The sequence below is a fragment of the Haladaptatus sp. ZSTT2 genome, from assembly GCF_037081775.1.
Lineage (GTDB): Archaea > Halobacteriota > Halobacteria > Halobacteriales > Halococcaceae > QDMS2.
Genome location: NZ_JBAMHQ010000001.1, coordinates 2318972 through 2331895 on the forward strand (window position 1 = coordinate 2318972; position 12924 = coordinate 2331895).

The window sequence follows — 12924 nt, forward strand, 5'->3', positions numbered from 1 at the left end:
CGAACGGAGTCTTTTTTCACACCCCGCCACAGACCTGAGCGCATGCAACGGACAGCGACAACGCTCGCGCTCGTCGCGCTCGTCGCGCTCGCGGGGTGTTCACTCCCGTTTGCGGGGAGTGACGCGCCCGGTGCGGGCGATGCGACAACCGCACCCGGCGTGACCGCGGAGGGAATCACCAACGAAACGGCGCTGTTAGCGGCGCACGTAGACGCCTTAGGAGCCCAGAGCTACGAAACCGATATCGTCATCAACGGCACCATCATCCGCGAGGAGCAGTCTGTCGAGTTCTCGCGCCACCAACAGGTGCTCGTCGCTGAAGGTTACTCGCCGTATCAGTATCGCGTGACCGAAACCGCCGGGGCGTCTACGGCGCAGTTCGACGTGTGGGCAAACGAGAGTGCCCAGTTCGTCCGCGTCCAGAGCGGCGGTAACACCCAGTATCAGCGCGGCAACCCACAACCGCCTGCGAGTCTCGCAAGCGCGTCGTTCATCGACACCTTCGTCGACGACAGCTACACCGTCGAGAGCACGAAGGAAGAAGACGGGCACACGTACACGACGGTCACCACGGACACCGCACCGGACAATGTGACGAACCTCGTGCAGGGCGCATCAGACGTGTCCAACTTCGAGGGGACCATCATCGTCACCGAAGACGGCCGCGTCCACGCCATGTCCATCACGATGGAGTACATGCTGAACGGGTCGAAAGAGACGATGACCGTCGAGTATCAACTCATCCAGAACGGCGCTCCAGTCGAAAAGCCGTCGTGGGTCTCCGGAGGCGAATAGGCTAGTATGTCGTAAATTTGACTCCTGTATATGTGGTAGGGTGTACCACGATTTCTCGTGCCGTTCCCTCAAGACTTAGGTTCGCTGGGTTCTGACCAACGAGTGTGTCACCCGTTGCACTGGTGTCTGTCATCGAACTTTCCCTCTCCGTCGATGGCTTCTTCCATGCATTAGAACAGGCCGTTCAGACTGCGACGGGACCGCTCGGCCTCTTTATCATCGCGCTGTACTCGTTTCTCATTGCGATTGTCCTCCCGCTACCGAGCGAAGTCGTCCTCGGCGCGCCACTTGAACTTGGTCTGCCTCACTCGGTCGAACTCGGACTCATTATCTTAGTCAGCGGGCTTGGGAAAGCCGCAGGGAGCGTGTTCGCCTTCCACATCGGTCATCAGGCGAAGCAAGCCGGGCCAATCGTTCGTGCGCTTGAACGCTCCGGTATCGACATCGTCGCGTGGTCTGAGCGGCGCATCGTCGCGCTCGCCAAACGCTTCGGGTTCGTCGGCCTTGCCCTCGCGCTGTCCGTGCCCGGCTTCCCGGACACCCTCTCGATTTACGCATTCACCGTTTTAGAAGAGGACTACGTGAAGTTCGCCGCGGCCACGTTTGCGGGGAGCGTCGGGCGATTGTTGTTCACCCTCGGCGTCCTCGGGGCGTTCTCATCAGTGTTCTAACAAAACCATACGCTTAGGCTCTGAGGCGGCGAATTTCACTACTATGGCAGCTAGTCGTCGCAGGTTCTCTGGCCAACTGCTCACCGGTGGGGTTATCATCATAATTGGGCTGCTGTTGCTCATCCAGACAACGGGTTTGTACGACACCGGCCGGCTCTGGGAGTTCGTCCCGTCGTTGTTCGTCCTCCTCGGCGTGTGGGCCATCGTCCGCAGCAGGGGGCGCAATCTCGTCGGGCCGGTGTTCCTCATCGTCGTCGCCGGAACCATCCAACTGCTCGTCCTCGACGTGCTTTCCGATGCGTTCGTCGCCCAGTGGTGGCCCCTCGGAATCGTCCTCGTCGGCGCAGCAATCATCCTCAACCGGGCGCGCCGCCGCGATGTGCCTGCCGAACTCGTAGACCGTCTCGATACGATTGTCGCCTTTGGCGGCGTAGAGCGCCGTCTCGCCTCGAAAGCGTTCACTGGTGGCGAGGTGATGGCGATTTTCGGCGGCGCGGACATCGACCTCCGCGACGCGACGATTGCCCCGCCTGCGACGCTCAACGTCATCGCCATGTTCGGTGCCGCAGAGTTCAGAGTACCCCCGGAGTGGGACGTTCGCTTGGAAGTGTTGCCCATCCTCGGCGGCGTCGAAGACTCGCGCCTGCGCCACCCGATGGATGAAGACCGTGAGGCACCAGACCTCGTCATCACGGGCTTTGCGGCGTTTGGTGGCGTCGAAATCACCGACTGAGGCGCGAACCTTTTTATCCGATTGCGGACTACGGGTTTCTGTGACGCAGACGGCTCCGTCCCAGTTTTCGATGCGTATGTAGCCCGCGCTCCGTTTGGAGCCGTCGTCGGGAGGAAGTCGCGCAAATCGCCTTCATACGGTGGCTGCGTGGTGGAAACCCGGTTTTCAAGTTCTGTACCGAAGCGCGACCAGCGGCTAATGAACTAATGACACACGACCGAAATCGGCGGGTTTTACACCGCCACGAGAGTGAGCACAGAGTATGAGTCACGATTCGTTTCCGACGGACAATCCCGCGGTGGTGACGTGCGGGTTGCCCTACGCAAACGGCGACCTGCACATCGGCCACCTGCGAACCTACGTGGGCGGCGACATCTATTCGCGCGGCCTGCGCAAACTCGGCCAGCAGACGGCGTTCGTCTCCGGCTCCGACATGCACGGGACGCCCGTCGCCGTGAATGCGTGGAAAGAAGGCGTCACGCCCGAGGAGTTCGCACTGCGCTTCCACGAGAAGTACGAGGCGACGTTCCCGAAGTTCAACATCGCCTTCGACAACTACGGCCACACCCACGACGAGACCAACACGGAACTCACCCAGGAAATCGTCCGCAAACTGGACGAAGAGGGCTACATCTACGAGAAGGAGATTATGGTCGCGTGGGACCCCGAAGAAGACCAACCGCTCCCCGACCGCTACGTCACCGGGAGGTGTCCCTACTGTGGGGAAACCGCACGCGGTGACGAGTGCGACGAGGGGTGTGGTCGCCACTTAGAACCCGGCGAAATTGAGAACCCGACCAGTATCATCACCGGGAACCCCGCAGAGTACCGCTCGCGGCCACACAAGTTCTTCAACTTGAACGAACTGCAGGGCTATCTTCAGGAGTTCATCGACCGTTTAGAGGGCACGGACAACGCCCGCAACCAGCCACGCGAGTGGATTGAAGGCGAACTCCAAGACTGGTGTATCACCCGTGATATGGACTGGGGTATTGACTACCCCGGCGAAGGTGCAGAAGACCTCGTCCTCTACGTGTGGGTTGACGCACCAATCGAGTACATCGCTTCGACGAAACAGTACAGCGAACGCGTCGGCGCGGACGTGTACGACTGGGAGGAGACGTGGAAAGAGAGCGGCGAAATCGTCCACGTCATCGGCCGCGACATCATCCAACACCACACCATCTTCTGGCCCGCAATGCTCCACGGCGCGGGCTACAACGAACCGCGCGCCGTCATGGCGAGTGGGTTTGTGAACTTAGACGGCAAAGGCTTCTCGACCTCGCGAGGCCGTGCGGTCTGGGCTGACGAGTACTTAGACGAAGGCTTCCACCCGGACCTCCTGCGATTCTACATCGCCACCGGCAGTCGCTTCCAACAGGACATCAACTTCTCGTGGGAGCGCTTCCAAGAGCGCGTCAATTCCGAACTCGTCGGGACGGTCGGCAACTTCCTCTACCGCTCGCTGCTGTTTGCCCACCGCAACTACGAGGGGACGCCCGACGCAGAACTCTCTGATGAGGTGCGCGAGCGCATCCAACAAGCCATCTCCGAGTTCGGCGACGGCCTGAACGACTACTCCATCCGGCAGGCGACGACCGCCGGTGTGCGCCTCGCCCAGTTCGGCAACGAGTACATCCAGCGCAACGAGCCGTGGAAGCTCACTGACGACGACCCAGAAAAGGCCGCACAGGTCATCTACGACTGCGTGCAGCTTTCGAAGGCGCTCGCCGTCATCCTCGCCCCCGCGCTGCCCGAGAAGGCGGATAATCTCTGGAGCCAACTCGGTGAAGACGGCTCGGTCCACGACGTGGGCATCGAGGCCGCCCTCGATGAACCACAGCCCGATTTCGACGCGCCGAGCGAACTGTTCGAGAAAATTCCGGACGAGCAGGTCGAAAAACTGAACGAGAAATTAGAACAGGCCATCGCCGCCGCGGCGGCTGAAGACGACGCAGACGAAGACGACGATTCCGACATGCCAGAACTCGAACCCCTCGCAGACGACCGTATCAGCTTCGACGACTTCCTCGCGCTCGACCTCCGTGTCGGGGAAATCGACCTCGCAGAGCCAATCGAAGGCTCCGACAAACTCGTCCGCCTCGAAGTGGATATTGGGATTGAAACCCGCCAAATCGTCGCGGGCATCAAGCAACTGCACGACGTAGACGACCTCGTCGGTGAGAAGGTCATCATCGTCGCAAACCTTGAGAAGGCAGAACTGTTCGGCGTCGAGTCGAACGGCATGTTGCTCGCCGCGGGCGACCAAGCCGACCTGCTGACGACGCTCGGTGACGCAGAACCGGGCACGAAGGTCGCGTAAGCACCGGCTGGTCGAGCAACCTATTTGTTGGTAGGGTGACGAATTCACGTATGTCACTCCGCCAGGCGATTGCGTTCCCCCGACTGATTATCGTCGCCGGATTCTTTTCGATTGTGTCCGTCTCTATTTCGATAAGCATGCAGGTCGAATCGACCGCGTCGCCGCGTCTCACGTAACTCGGCTTCGCCCTTGGGACCATCCTCCTCCCGATTGGCCTCATCCACCACGCCTACACCCGGCTGTGGTGACGACCTCTCACAGCCTTTTTCCCGTGCTGTCCCTTCGTTTCGAGTAATGCGAAACGCCAAAATCGTCTGTACGCTCGGCCCTGCTTCTTCTGGGTCCGGCGTCATCCGCGACCTTGCGGACGCGGGGATGTCTGTCGCCCGACTCAACACGAGCCACGGCTCCACCGAAGCGCGAAAAGACCTCGTCAAAACCGTCCAGCAGGTGGACGACGCGACCACTGAGCCGCTTTCTGTCCTCCTCGACCTCGCCGGGCCGGAAGTCCGAACTGCACCCTTAGACGACTCCATTGTCCTCGAAACTGGTTCGACCATCGAGTTCTACGAAGGCGACGACGCCACCCCAGAGCGCGTCGGCCTCTCGGTGAGCATCGACGGTGTCTCCGAAGGCGACCGCGTCCTCTTAGACGACGGCCGCATCGAAACCGTGGTCGAAGCCATCTCCGAGGACGCCGTCACCGCCCGCGTCGAGAGCGGCGGCGAACTCAAAGGCCGTAAGGGTGTGAACATCCCCGGCGTAGATTTGGGCTTAGACGTGCTCACCGAGGACGACCGCCGCGAACTCGATTTAGCGGTCGAAGCTGGCGTGGACTTCGTCGCCGCGAGTTTCGTCGGGAGCGCAGACGACATCTACGCCGTCCGCGAAGCCCTCGAACAGCGCGGCGCGGCCATTCCTGTCATCGCCAAAATCGAGCGCGCGGATGCGGTCGAGAATTTGGATGAAATCGTCGAAGCCGCCTACGGCATCATGGTCGCCCGTGGCGACTTGGGCGTCGAATGCCCGATGGAGGACGTGCCAATCATCCAAAAGCGCATCATCCGCGCCTGTCGGGACGCGGGCGTGCCGGTCATCACCGCGACCGAAATGCTCGATTCGATGATTCACTCTCGGCGTCCCACCCGCGCCGAGGCCTCAGACGTGGCGAACGCCGTCTTAGACGGCACCGACGCCGTGATGCTCTCCGCTGAGACGGCGGTTGGCGACCACCCCGTGCGCGTGGTCGAAACGATGAATCGCATCATCCGCGAGGCAGAATCGAGCGACGACTACGTCGAAGGCCGCGAACAGCGCATCCCGAAAGCCGGTGAATCGCGCGCCGAGGCACTTTCTCGCTCCGCGCGCTACCTCGCCCGCGACGTTGGTGCGAGCGCGGTGGTCGTCGCCTCCGAATCCGGGTACACGGCGCTCAAAACCGCAAAGTTCCGCCCGGAAGTGCCCATTGTCGCCGCCACGCCGAACGACGTGGTGCGTCGCCAGTTGACGCTCTCTGCGGGTGTCAACCCGCAGTACGTCGATTTGGGCGCGAGCGAAGGCGTGGGGACCATCATTGACCGCGCCGCACAGGCCGCCCTCGACGCGGGCGTCGCCCAAAGCGGGGACACCGTCGTCGTGGTGTCTGGGATGATGAGCGAACTTGAAGGGCGTTCGACGAATATGCTCAAGGTGCACGTCGCGGCCGAACCGATCTCGACCGGCCGCAGCGTGCACATGGGCCGGGCAGTTGGCCCCGCGGTGACGCTCTCAGACGGCGACCTCTCGGATGTAAAACCCGGTTCGATTCTCGTCCTCGATGAGAACTTCGACGACGAGTTCGACGGCGACCTCTCGGTGATTGCGGGCATCGTGGCCCGCCAGCCCGGCATGACGGGGTACCCGGCGCTCGTCGCCCGCGAACTCGACGTACCGATGGTGAGCGACGCGGAGCTGTCGGTACCTGCGGGCACGACGGTAACCCTCGACGCTGAACGCGGTGTCGTCTACGAAGGTAACGTGTTGCGCGGCCCGCGACGGGAGCCCTTTTGAGGCGGGAGCAACTAGAGTAACGCATGTCTGATGGCGACTGGAAATACGAACTCGAAGACCTAGAAGACCCCGACGCCGAGGCGGAGGCAGACTCGGGGCTCACCCCTGGCTCGCCGAAGCCAGAGCACATCGCGTTCGTCGTCCTCGGAGCGTTGCTCGCCATTTTTGCCCTCTCGCGGCTCCTCCTGTAGGCCAAACGTTAATCCACACCCCGGACCAAAGTGGGGTATGGTAGAGCTTCTCGACCAGTCGCTATCGCTGTTGCTCGTTATCGCGGGCACCATTCTCGTCGTTGCAGAAGCACTGGCACCGGGTGCACACTTCATCGTCCTCGGCGTCGCCCTGCTCGTCTCCGGTCTCATCGGTCTCTTTCTCGCCTCGTTTATCGGTCCGGCGCTCATGCCCTTCGTCCTCGCTGGGCTCGTCCTCGGCGTTGGTGGGGCTGCCCTCTGGGCGTACCGCAACCTCGATATCTACGGCGGAAAGGGGTCGGGACAGACAAGTGACTCTGCCTCGCTCAAGGGCCAAACCGGCCGCGTCACCGAAGAGGTCACCCAGACCGCAGGCGAGGTGAAACTCGACGCTGGCGGGTTCAACCCCTACTACGCCGCCCGCTCGGTACACGGAACGATTCCCGAAGGAACCGAAGTCGTGGTCGTAGACCCCGGCGGGGGCAACGTCATCACCGTCGAATCACTCGAACTCGCAGAAGACGACATCGACCGCGAACTCGCCCGTGGACGCAGCGAAGCAGAACGCGTAGAGCGGGAGTCTGAGTCGGACGCCATCTAAATACCTGTGGCGACTGCTGTTTCTCGCACAAACGTACCCACACGCCGATAATACGCCAGTCGGTGGCCAGTTTCGGAGGAACCCTTTTCAGCCTACCCTTCTAGAGATTCACATATGCTCCCTGTAATTCCCTTGCAAACGCTGGGGCCGAACTTCGTGTTCTCGATTGGAGCGGTCGTGGCGCTGTTGCTCGCCATCATCATCGTTTACCAGATGGTCGAAATCGTCAACGCGTACGAAAAACGCGCGCTGACGGTGTTCGGTGAGTACCGCCGCCTGCTCGAACCCGGTATCTCCTTTGTTCCGCCGTTTGTCTCCCGAACCTACGGCTTCGACATGCGTACCCAGACGCTCGACGTGCCGCGCCAAGAGGCCATCACGCGCGACAACTCGCCGGTGACCGCCGACGCCGTCGTCTACATCAAGGTGATGGACGCGAAGAAGGCGTTCCTCGAAGTCGAAGACTACAAAACTGCGGTTTCTAACCTCGCCCAGACCACGCTGCGCGCCGTCCTCGGTGACATGGAACTGGACGAGACGCTGAACAAACGCCAAGAAATCAACGCGCGCATCCGCCGCGAACTCGACGAACCCACCGACGAGTGGGGGATTCGCGTCGAATCGGTCGAGGTGCGCGAGGTCAACCCGAGCGCCGACGTCCAGCAGGCGATGGAGCAACAGACCTCCGCCGAGCGTCGCCGTCGTGCCATGATTCTCGAAGCCCAAGGTGAGCGCCGCAGCGCCATCGAGCGCGCAGAGGGTGACAAGCAGTCGAACATCATCCGCGCCCAAGGGGCAAAACAGAGTCAAATCTTAGAAGCACAGGGTGACGCTATCTCGACCGTCCTGCGCGCGAAAGCCGCCGAATCGATGGGCGAGCGCGCCGTCATCGACAAAGGCTTAGAGACGCTCGAAGCCATTGGCCAGAGCGAATCGACGACGTTTGTCCTGCCACAGGAACTCACCTCGCTGTTCTCGCGCTACGGCAAGCACCTCACTGGCAGCGACGTCCAGATGAACGCAGACCAGCTGACGAGTCTCGAATTCGACGACGAAACCCGCGAGATGCTCGGGCTTGACGACATCGAGAAAATCCTGGGTGAAATCGACCAAGAGGCCGAAGTCGATATCGAAGCCATGGAGGAAGCCGCCCAAGCCGTCAAAGCGGGCTCTGCTGACATGCAGAGCATCGACGATGCCATCGAAGAGATGGACTCGAAACTCAGCGACGACCTCGATGTAGACAAGTCGAAACTCAAAGCAGACGAAGCCAACGAAACAGAGCCTGAAGCCGAACCTGAAGCTGAACCTGAAGCAGAACGCGAGTAAATTTCAGCCAAGCGAAGGCGTTTTATCGCAGAGCGCCTAATTTCACCGCATATGTCTGGTGGCCAGAACGTCGACGAAAGCAAGCGGGCGACCCTCAAACGGTTCGCTGCACTGGGTGCGGCAAGCCCGCTCGCCCGCCTCGTCGATTCCGGCCGAGACACGGGCGAGAGTGACGCTCGTGAGGCCATCGCTGGCTACCTCGCGGCCACCCCCGGCGCACACTTTTCGAAGATTCGTGACGACCTGAAACTCGGGACTGGCGAAACCCAACACCACCTGCGTCGCCTCATCGAGGCCGGTGCCGTCGAAAGTCGGCGCGACGGCGATTACAAGCGTTTTTTCGCCGCGGGGCAGTTTACCGAGTTCGAGCAAATCGCGCTTGGCTACCTCCGGCGTGAAACCCCACGCGGGATGCTGATTGCACTCCTGCGCGACCCCGAAATCACGGCGAGTGTGCTCGCAGAAAATCTGGACGTGTCGCGACCAACGGTGAGCAAGTACGCTGCCGAACTCGAACGCGCGGGCCTCCTTTCGCGGGCCGATGGCTACGCGGTCTTGAAACCAGAAACTCTGCTCACGCTGCTCGTCCGCTACGCAAACTCCTTTGACGAAGACGCCGCAGCGTTCGCCGCAGACGCCGCCTCGCTGATTCGCTACGACCCTTAGACGGTGACCTTCCACGTCGTCGATGAGGAGTAGCCCCACTTTTCGACGTGAATGTCGAATTCGCCATTTTCGATGGCCGTCATGTTCGTCCCGACCTCTTTTGCCGACAGTCCGAGATCTTTGCCGATGAGCCGCGATTTGAAGTAGGTCTTCGTCTCGCCGCGTTCGCGCAGGTACTGGAGGATGCGCCGTTGTTTATCGGAGAGATTGACTGCTGCCGCGCTCGTGCTCATACTCCATTCTATGCGCGAGGGTACTTTAGCCAGTTTGGTACGGCCAGTTAACACGCCGCAGTCTTGCGGTTCTTGAGTCGAATACCCACTCTGTGACCTCCCCTGTTGGCCCCGTTGGTACAGCCGGTTAACGTCCACGCCCGAGTGAGACTCCACAGTGTGTACGTGTTAGCCGGCGAGCGGCGGTACTTCTTTATCAGTTGCCTTCATTACCTCACGACGGAGGTTTACCCTTGGAGATTTCTGATAAGCTCTTGTGTCTGTTCAGCGCGGACGTGACGGTCACCGACGACACGTACGTCGTCGAGATTCCACGTCGTGAAATTGAAACTGGTTCTATCGAAGCCGGCGAAACCTATCGAGTTGCACTCATCTCCCGCCAAGAGGCGGAAGAATCGCAGAGCAGCGACGCTAGCGAACCAGCACCATCGTCCGGGTCTACGGTCTCATCTGAGCCCCAGCCACCCGTCGAAATCGGTGAAATCCGCTACGTCGAAATCGAAGATATCGGCAAGCAAGGTGACGGCATCGCTCGCGTCGAGCGCGGCTACGTCATCATCGTTCCGGGCGCTGAAGTCGGTGAACGCGTCAAAATCGAAGTGTCGGAAGTCAAGTCGAACTTCGCCGTGGGCGAAATCATCGACGACGACGTCCTCTAGGAACTTTTTGCTGTGGAGGGCCGCGCAGCGACCCCCTCTTGCAAAAACTTCCATGAAAAAGGCCGAGAGCGATACCTCGCTCTCGGGTGCTAAAACGTGGAGCGAGCGCGCCACACCGCGACGCTCCACAATTCGCTTCGTTCTACGAAAAACAAGCTGCTAATGGAAGTTCTCGGTCAGTCTGAGGCTTCCATCTTCTTTACGCCCTCACTGGCGGCTTCGAGAGTATCCTCGTAGGACTCGTCCAGTGGGCTGAACTCGACGAGTTTCGTCCCAGCTTCGATGGTCACGTTGTGTCCGGGCTTGATGTAGTACACCTCGCCAGCCTCGACAACCTCCTCCTCATCTTCGAATCGGAGGGTCATCTGTCCTTCAATCAAAAATCCCCAGTGGGACGACTGACAGCGGCCGTCTGGCAGGTCTTTGAACATCTCATCGGTCTCGACGTGGGCGCTAAACGTTTCGTAGCCTACGTTCATGTTGCCGAGGTGCATCTCGCGGAGAACCATCTCGTCGTTCGCAATTTCGGTGGGAATCGACTCTATTTTCGTGTGCATTTGCGCTTCCCAAGGGAGGGTTGGGTGCGCGAACGCTTCGTTAGATTCAGACGACCTACCGATTTGACCTATTAATAGTGAGTGTCCATCCTTCTAGCCAGAAGCACGGTCGGCGTGTCGTTTGCAGCCAGCAGCCCACTATTCAACTTTTCTGGGGTGGCGTCGTGATGACGGAACCGTGTGGGAAAACGGCAAAGGTGCCGCAACCCCCGAGGCTTTACCGCCGCCGAAACTGGTTCCACTATGACTACAGCGGGAGCATCCTCTAAGCGCCCATGGCTGGCGCTTGTGGGCTGTTTTATCGTCTCAATCGGGTTCAACGCCTACCTCTTTGCTCCCGCGAGCATCATGCCGTCGTTCGTCGCGGCGTTCGGCATCGACAAACCGACTGCCGGACTTTCAATCAGCGCCGTCTTCCTTGCGTGGGGGCTGTTTCAGATTCCGAGCGGCTTCCTGATGGACCGCTACGACAATCGGAAACTCGTGTGGGCCGGGGTGTTCCTCTTTCTCGTCGTCTCTGTGGCAAGCCTGTTCGCCCCGACGTACCCGACGTTTCTCGCAACGCGGTTCGTTGGCGGCATCACGGCCGTCTTTCTCTGGACGGCGAACGCCAACATCGTCAGCCAGTCGTTTCCACAGTCACATCGGGCCCTCGGGACGAGCCTGTTCGTGGCGAGCGCCCCCGCCGGAGTCACGCTCGCGCAGGCCGCTGGGCCGACGCTCGAACCACTTCTCGGCTGGCGTGGCGTCGTGGCCGTGTACGCTGTCGTGACGCTCTGTGGCTTGCCGTTGTTCGTCTGGGCGCTCGATGAGCCGGTTCGGAACTCGTCTGTCCTCTCGGTGTCGAAATTCGTGGCCGCGCTGGGGAATCGCCGGGTGTTGGCCATCGCGGTCAGCAGTTTCTGTGCGTACTCTCTGTTCGTGTTCTTGAACTCGTGGATGCCCACGTATGCGACCGAAGTGATCGGGGTCGATATCGCCACCGCGGGCGCACTTGCCGCGCTGGTTCCCGCGATGGGACTGGTCGCCCGGCCGGGCGGCGGGTGGCTCTCAGACCGCATCGGTGGCCGACGGCGACCGGTGATTACCGCCGCGTTCTTACTCGTGCTTCCGGCGCTCATCGTCGCCGTGTTCACCACATCTGTAGTCGGCTTTGTGGTTGCGCTGGTGCTCGCTGGCATTGGTTCGCAGCTCGGGACGGGCGTGTTCTACGTCTACGTAGAGGAACTGTCCCCGAGCGAATCCGGCGGGACGAGCCTTTCGGTGTTGATGACCATCTCTATCGCGGGGTCGCTCGTCGCGCCGGTCGCCGCTGGCTGGCTCATCGACGTCGTCTCGTGGACGATGACCTTCGCCATTGGCGGCTTGGTCGCTGTGTGCGGGATTGCCGCCTTGGCCCGCCTTCCAAAAACAACATCCGGTCACTGACAGCCGAATCCAACAGCCCACCCCTCAGCGGTCGACCGGTGTTCCGTCCACTTGCTTTGCCCCTTCCGAATCGTGTACCACGATGTCGCCGTCGTCGGGAGTGGTACCTGTGTAGTTGTCGCGGACGCCGATGGCTTCCTCCAACTCACGAATCGCGCGTTCTTTGAGCGCCGCTGCCAACGCCTCCGCCTCGTCGCGCGAAATATCGCGGCCCAACCCTTCGCACTCGTGGGCGCGAACCATCCCAGCTTGGTCGACGGCTTCGCCCATTGGCTGGCTGGTGCCGCCAAGCGCCACGCTGAACGGGTAGGTCTGGCAGATGAGCGGTCGGTCGTCGTGAATCGAACACGCACCCTCGCCGTCTGCTTCGACGTAGAACGAACAGTCGCCACAGCCTGTGGTCTGGATGGCCCATTCGAAGGTCTCGCCCGCTCCATCATCTAAGCCGTAGGGCATCGGCCGGGCCACGTCGCGCCAGTCGTACTCGTGGGTCTGCTGGATGTCCCTGATTTCGTCGGGGAAGATGGTCGCCGTGTGTGGGTCTTCGTCGTCGGCTTTACAGCACGCGCCACACCGGGTACACTCGAAGCCAATCGACTCGATGGCGTCGGCTAACTCGGAAACAGCGAGCGAGCGGGCCGTTTCGAGTTCGGCTTCGAGGCTTTGCATACGCCTGCTACCGCCCGAGT

General features: G+C 61.0%; 15 protein-coding genes. 12 read left to right on the forward strand and 3 right to left on the reverse strand.

Features of this window, described 5'->3' with window-relative positions; all coding sequences use genetic code 11:
• Positions 1-42: 42 nt before the first annotated feature.
• From V5N13_RS12610 to V5N13_RS12655, 10 genes are all read left to right on the forward strand, one after another.
• On the forward strand, positions 43-795 hold the full coding sequence (locus tag V5N13_RS12610; protein ID WP_336361050.1) for a DUF7537 family lipoprotein: 753 nt from the start codon (positions 43-45) through the stop codon (positions 793-795).
• Positions 796-899: 104 nt separating this feature from the next.
• Positions 900-1466 (forward strand): YqaA family protein, encoded by a 567-nt coding sequence (locus V5N13_RS12615; RefSeq protein WP_442905076.1) that lies wholly within the window; start codon positions 900-902, stop codon positions 1464-1466.
• A gap of 43 nt (positions 1467-1509) precedes the next feature.
• On the forward strand, positions 1510-2199 hold the full coding sequence (locus V5N13_RS12620) for a LiaF transmembrane domain-containing protein (RefSeq protein WP_336361051.1): 690 nt from the start codon (positions 1510-1512) through the stop codon (positions 2197-2199).
• A gap of 262 nt (positions 2200-2461) precedes the next feature.
• Positions 2462-4522 carry a methionine--tRNA ligase gene (gene metG, locus V5N13_RS12625; RefSeq protein ID WP_336361052.1) on the forward strand — a complete coding sequence of 687 codons (2061 nt, stop codon included), beginning with the start codon at positions 2462-2464 and terminating at the stop codon, positions 4520-4522.
• Positions 4523-4572: 50 nt separating this feature from the next.
• Complete coding sequence (locus V5N13_RS12630; RefSeq protein WP_336361053.1) at positions 4573-4698, forward strand: hypothetical protein; 126 nt, start codon at positions 4573-4575, stop codon at positions 4696-4698.
• Positions 4699-4816: 118 nt separating this feature from the next.
• A complete protein-coding gene (gene pyk / locus V5N13_RS12635; RefSeq protein WP_336361054.1) occupies positions 4817-6571 on the forward strand; it encodes a pyruvate kinase in 1755 nt (584 codons plus the stop codon).
• 23 nt (positions 6572-6594) lie between these two features.
• Positions 6595-6762 carry a DUF7312 domain-containing protein gene (locus tag V5N13_RS12640; protein ID WP_336361055.1) on the forward strand — a complete coding sequence of 56 codons (168 nt, stop codon included), beginning with the start codon at positions 6595-6597 and terminating at the stop codon, positions 6760-6762.
• Between the two features lie 37 nt (positions 6763-6799).
• The gene (locus V5N13_RS12645) at positions 6800-7363 is read left to right on the forward strand and encodes an NfeD family protein (RefSeq protein WP_336361056.1); all 564 of its coding nucleotides are present in this window, start codon (positions 6800-6802) and stop codon (positions 7361-7363) included.
• Between the two features lie 114 nt (positions 7364-7477).
• Positions 7478-8692 (forward strand): SPFH domain-containing protein, encoded by a 1215-nt coding sequence (locus V5N13_RS12650; protein ID WP_336361057.1) that lies wholly within the window; start codon positions 7478-7480, stop codon positions 8690-8692.
• A 51-nt stretch (positions 8693-8743) separates the two neighbouring features.
• Positions 8744-9358: a winged helix-turn-helix transcriptional regulator gene (locus tag V5N13_RS12655; RefSeq protein WP_332898280.1), complete on the forward strand. Its 615-nt coding sequence runs from the start codon at positions 8744-8746 to the stop codon at positions 9356-9358.
• Here the strand turns inward: V5N13_RS12655 and V5N13_RS12660 are convergent.
• Positions 9355-9591, reverse strand: coding sequence for a DUF7123 family protein (locus tag V5N13_RS12660; protein ID WP_332898281.1), 237 nt, complete (start codon positions 9589-9591; stop codon positions 9355-9357). The genes V5N13_RS12655 and V5N13_RS12660 overlap by 4 nt on opposite strands.
• Positions 9592-9824: 233 nt before the next feature.
• Between V5N13_RS12660 and V5N13_RS12665 the strand changes: the two genes are divergently transcribed.
• Positions 9825-10250 carry a TRAM domain-containing protein gene (locus V5N13_RS12665; protein WP_332898282.1) on the forward strand — a complete coding sequence of 142 codons (426 nt, stop codon included), beginning with the start codon at positions 9825-9827 and terminating at the stop codon, positions 10248-10250.
• A 176-nt stretch (positions 10251-10426) separates the two neighbouring features.
• Here the strand turns inward: V5N13_RS12665 and V5N13_RS12670 are convergent, their stop codons facing one another.
• Positions 10427-10807 (reverse strand): hypothetical protein, encoded by a 381-nt coding sequence (locus V5N13_RS12670; protein ID WP_336361058.1) that lies wholly within the window; start codon positions 10805-10807, stop codon positions 10427-10429.
• Positions 10808-11050: 243 nt separating this feature from the next.
• Here V5N13_RS12670 and V5N13_RS12675 point away from each other — a divergent pair, with 243 nt between their 5' ends.
• A complete protein-coding gene (locus V5N13_RS12675; RefSeq protein ID WP_336361059.1) occupies positions 11051-12235 on the forward strand; it encodes an MFS transporter in 1185 nt (394 codons plus the stop codon).
• Positions 12236-12259: 24 nt separating this feature from the next.
• On the opposite strand, the gene V5N13_RS12680 is transcribed toward V5N13_RS12675, so the two are convergent.
• Complete coding sequence (locus V5N13_RS12680; RefSeq protein WP_336361060.1) at positions 12260-12904, reverse strand: YkgJ family cysteine cluster protein; 645 nt, start codon at positions 12902-12904, stop codon at positions 12260-12262.
• Positions 12905-12924: the final 20 nt, after the last annotated feature.

Excerpts from the sequence above, each read along its gene's own strand:
- V5N13_RS12610 (WP_336361050.1), top strand. The coding sequence starts at position 43 with ATGCAACGGACAGCGACAACGCTCGCGCTCGTCGCGCTCGTCGCGCTC.
- V5N13_RS12620 (WP_336361051.1), top strand. The coding sequence starts at position 1,510 with ATGGCAGCTAGTCGTCGCAGGTTCTCTGGCCAACTGCTCACCGGTGGG.
- metG (WP_336361052.1), top strand. The coding sequence starts at position 2,462 with ATGAGTCACGATTCGTTTCCGACGGACAATCCCGCGGTGGTGACGTGC.
- V5N13_RS12630 (WP_336361053.1), top strand. The coding sequence starts at position 4,573 with ATGTCACTCCGCCAGGCGATTGCGTTCCCCCGACTGATTATCGTCGCC.
- pyk (WP_336361054.1), top strand. The coding sequence starts at position 4,817 with ATGCGAAACGCCAAAATCGTCTGTACGCTCGGCCCTGCTTCTTCTGGG.
- V5N13_RS12640 (WP_336361055.1), top strand. The coding sequence starts at position 6,595 with ATGTCTGATGGCGACTGGAAATACGAACTCGAAGACCTAGAAGACCCC.
- V5N13_RS12645 (WP_336361056.1), top strand. The coding sequence starts at position 6,800 with ATGGTAGAGCTTCTCGACCAGTCGCTATCGCTGTTGCTCGTTATCGCG.
- V5N13_RS12650 (WP_336361057.1), top strand. The coding sequence starts at position 7,478 with ATGCTCCCTGTAATTCCCTTGCAAACGCTGGGGCCGAACTTCGTGTTC.
- V5N13_RS12655 (WP_332898280.1), top strand. The coding sequence starts at position 8,744 with ATGTCTGGTGGCCAGAACGTCGACGAAAGCAAGCGGGCGACCCTCAAA.
- V5N13_RS12660 (WP_332898281.1), bottom strand. The coding sequence starts at position 9,591 with ATGAGCACGAGCGCGGCAGCAGTCAATCTCTCCGATAAACAACGGCGC.
- V5N13_RS12670 (WP_336361058.1), bottom strand. The coding sequence starts at position 10,807 with ATGCACACGAAAATAGAGTCGATTCCCACCGAAATTGCGAACGACGAG.
- V5N13_RS12675 (WP_336361059.1), top strand. The coding sequence starts at position 11,051 with ATGACTACAGCGGGAGCATCCTCTAAGCGCCCATGGCTGGCGCTTGTG.
- V5N13_RS12680 (WP_336361060.1), bottom strand. The coding sequence starts at position 12,904 with ATGCAAAGCCTCGAAGCCGAACTCGAAACGGCCCGCTCGCTCGCTGTT.